The 3,315-nt window shown below is 71.6% G+C and carries 2 protein-coding genes and 1 pseudogene; 1 reads left to right on the forward strand and 2 read right to left on the reverse strand.

Translation table 11 applies throughout. The annotated features are described in order from the left end of the window. Positions 1 to 298: pseudogene (locus GT030_RS05415) on the forward strand (hypothetical protein); the annotation flags it as partial. A 3-nt stretch (positions 299 to 301) separates the two neighbouring features. Here the strand turns inward: GT030_RS05415 and GT030_RS05420 are convergent. Beyond that, positions 302 to 2,704, reverse strand: coding sequence for an HAD-IC family P-type ATPase (locus tag GT030_RS05420; protein ID WP_161200086.1), 2,403 nt, complete (start codon positions 2,702 to 2,704; stop codon positions 302 to 304). A 125-nt stretch (positions 2,705 to 2,829) separates the two neighbouring features. Then, positions 2,830 to 3,315: glycoside hydrolase domain-containing protein (locus GT030_RS05425; RefSeq protein WP_161200087.1), on the reverse strand; the 486-nt coding region annotated here is incomplete at its 5' end.

Raw genomic sequence — 3,315 nt, forward strand, 5'->3', positions numbered from 1 at the left:
CAACGCCTCCCCGGAGCCGGTCAAGAAGGGCAAGACCATCACGGTCACCGGCGCCCTGACCCGCGCGAGCTGGGACTACAACAAGTACTACGGCTACGGGGCGCAGTCGGTGAAGCTCCAGTTCGTCAAGAAGGGCTCCACCACCTGGAGCACCCTCAAGACCGTCACGACGGACGCCAACGGCAATCTGAAGACCACCGTCACCGCCTCGGTCGACGGCGCCTTCCGCTACGTCTACGCGGGCGTCTCCACCACGGCCGCCGTCACCTCCGGCGGCGACGCGGTCGACGTGCAGTAACCCTCACACCGGGAAGCGGCGGCCGACCCATCTCCACACGAGTTCCAGGGCGGCCGCCGCCAGCACCGCCACTCCGACCGCCGTCCACGGCATGACGTTGCCGACCAGGCGCAGGGCGAAGAAGTCCTGGAGCCAGGGGACGGTCAGGACGAAGAGGAAGGCGACGCCCATCGCGGCCACCAGGGCCAGCCGCCACCAGGTGTAGGGGCGGGCGATGATGGCGAGGACCCACATCGATATCAGGAACAGGGTCAGGGTGGCCGCGCTGGTCTCGGCGGACAGCGCGCCCACGCCCGTGTAGTGGTGCCGGGCCAGCAGGTACGTCACGAAGGTCGCCACCCCGGCCAGCAGGCCGCCCGGTATCGAGTACCGCATCACCCGGCGCACGAAGTGCGGCCGCGCCCGCTCCTTGTTCGGGGCCAGCGCCAGGAAGAACGCCGGGACGCCGATGGTGAGCGTGGACAGCAGCGTCAGATGCCGGGGCAGGAACGGGTACTCCACCTGCCAGCACACCACCAGCAGCGCCAGCAGCACCGAATACACCGTCTTCACCAGGAACAGCGTCGCCACCCGCGTGATGTTGCCGATCACCCGGCGGCCCTCCGCGACCACCGAGGGCAGCGTGGCGAAGCTGTTGTTCAGCAGCACGATCTGCGCCACCGCGCGCGTGGCCTCCGAGCCCGAGCCCATCGAGACGCCGATGTCGGCGTCCTTCAGGGCCAGTATGTCGTTCACCCCGTCGCCGGTCATCGCCACGGTGCGGCCCTCGGACTGGAGCGCGCCGACCATCTCCCGCTTCTGCTGCGGGGTGACCCGTCCGAACACCGTGGCCCGGTCCACCGCCTTGGCCAGGTCGGCCGGGTCGGCGGGCAGCCGCCGCGCGTCCACCGCCTTGCCGGACAGCCCCAGTTTGTGCGCGACCGCGCCGACCGACACCGCGTTGTCCCCGGAGATCACCTTGGCCTGGACGTCCTGGTCGGCGAAGTACCGCAGGGTCTCCGCCGCGTCCGGGCGCAGCCGTTGCTCCAGCACCACCAGGGCCACGGGCCGGGCCCCGCGCGCCGGGTCGGGACCGTCCAGGTCACCGGCGGCGCGGGCCAGCAGCAGCACCCGCAGCCCCTGTTCGTTCAGCCGGCCGGTCTCCGCCAGCGCGGGGTCGTCGGGGGCCAGCAGCACATCCGGCGCGCCCAGCAGCCACCCGGCGATCCTGCCGTCGCCCTCCTCGAACGCGGCCCCGCTGTACTTGCGGGCCGAGGAGAACGGCAGCGTGCTCACCGGGCGCCGCTCGTCCCCGTGGCCGTCCGGATAGGCGTCGATGATGGCCTGGAGCGAGGCGTTGGGACGCGGATCGGACGCCCCGAGCGCGGCCAGCACCTCCCGCACCCGGCCCTCGTCCGCCCCGTTCAGTGGTTTCAGACCGGTCACGTCCATGCCGCCCTCGGTGAGCGTGCCGGTCTTGTCCAGGCAGACGGTGTCCACGCGGGCCAGGCCCTCGATCGCGGGCAGCTCCTGCACCAGGCACTGCTTGCGCCCCAGCCGGATCACCCCGATGGCGAAGGCCACCGAGGTCAGCAGCACCAGCCCCTCCGGGACCATCGGGATGATCCCGCCGATGGTCCGGGCCACCGAGCCCCTGAAGTCGTTGCTCTTCACCACGAGCTGGGTGACGACCAGGCCGAGTGCGGCCGGGACCATCATCCAGGTCACGTACTTCAGGATCGTGGAGATCCCGGAGCGCAGCTCGGAGTGGACCAGCGTGAACCGGGACGCCTCCTCGGCCAGTTGGGCCGCGTACGCCTCCCGGCCCACCCTGGTCGCCTGGAAGGCCCCGCCGCCCGCGACCACGAAGCTGCCCGACATCACCTGCTCGCCGGGGTGCTTGACCACCGGGTCGGCCTCGCCGGTCAGCAGGGACTCGTCCACCTCCAGACCGTCGGCCTCGGCGCACACCCCGTCCACCACGATCTTGTCGCCGGGCCCGATCTCCACCAGGTCGTCCAGCACGATCCGGCTGGTCGGCACCCGCACCGCTCTGCCGTCCCGGCGCACGGTCGGCCGGGCCTCCCCGATCACCGCGAGCGAGTCCAGTGTCTTCTTCGCCCGCCACTCCTGCACGATCCCGATCCCGGTGTTGGCGAGGATCACGAACCCGAACAGGCTGTCCTGGATCGGCGCGACGAACAGCGTCACCACCCACAGCACACCGATGATCGCGTTGAACCGGGTGAACACGTTCGCCCGCACGATCTCGCCCAGCGAGCGGCTGCTGCGCACCGGGACGTCGTTGACCTCCCCCCGTGCCACCCGCTCCGCGACCTGTGCGCGGGTCAGGCCCGCCGGCCCCGTGGTGGGCGGCGCGACCGGGTGCACGGGGTCCAGTCCGGCACCCGCGTCGATATGCGTCATGCATCCGACGTTACGTGCGGATTCCCCGCTCCACCTGCCGGGCGGCCCGATCTCCGGGTAACGCCAGGGGCGCCCCCGACACGTCTCGGGGGCGCCCCTGACCAAGCGCCGGAGCAGGCCCCGGATCAGCCCAGCGCGGGCGGCCCCGCGTCGGCCCCGGTGCCCCACGAAGAGGGCGTCGACCCGACCGTGAAGGACAGCGAACGGTGCGTCCGCAGCGCCTCGGTGGTCAGATACGTCCGCCCGTACGCGGCGCCGTCCAGCCGCGCCGACTGCACGTACCGGGTGTCCGCCGAGGTGCCCGGCGCGGTGATGGTGAGCGCGCCGTGCGGGTAGTACCGGCGGTCCAGCGTCAGGTCGACCCGGTCGAACACCGGGGTGGACAGGCCCCAGGTGTCGTAGCCGGGCTGGACCGGGAAGACGCCGATGGACGACAGGACGTTCCAGGCGGACATCGTGCCCAGGTCGTCGTTGCCGGTCATCCCGGTCGGCCCGTCCGTGAACAGGGTCAGCGCCGCGTGCACCACGTCCGTCGTCTTCCACGGCTGCCCGGTGGACAGGTAGGTGTAGGGCGCGATCAGGTCGGGCTCGTTCTGCGGGTTGTACTTGTC

This window comes from Streptomyces sp. SID1328 (assembly GCF_009865595.1).
Classification (GTDB): domain Bacteria; phylum Actinomycetota; class Actinomycetes; order Streptomycetales; family Streptomycetaceae; genus Streptomyces; species Streptomyces griseoluteus.

Coding starts and splice junctions, on each gene's coding strand:
- GT030_RS05420 (WP_161200086.1), bottom strand. CDS start 2,704: ATGACGCATATCGACGCGGGTGCCGGACTGGACCCCGTGCACCCGGTC.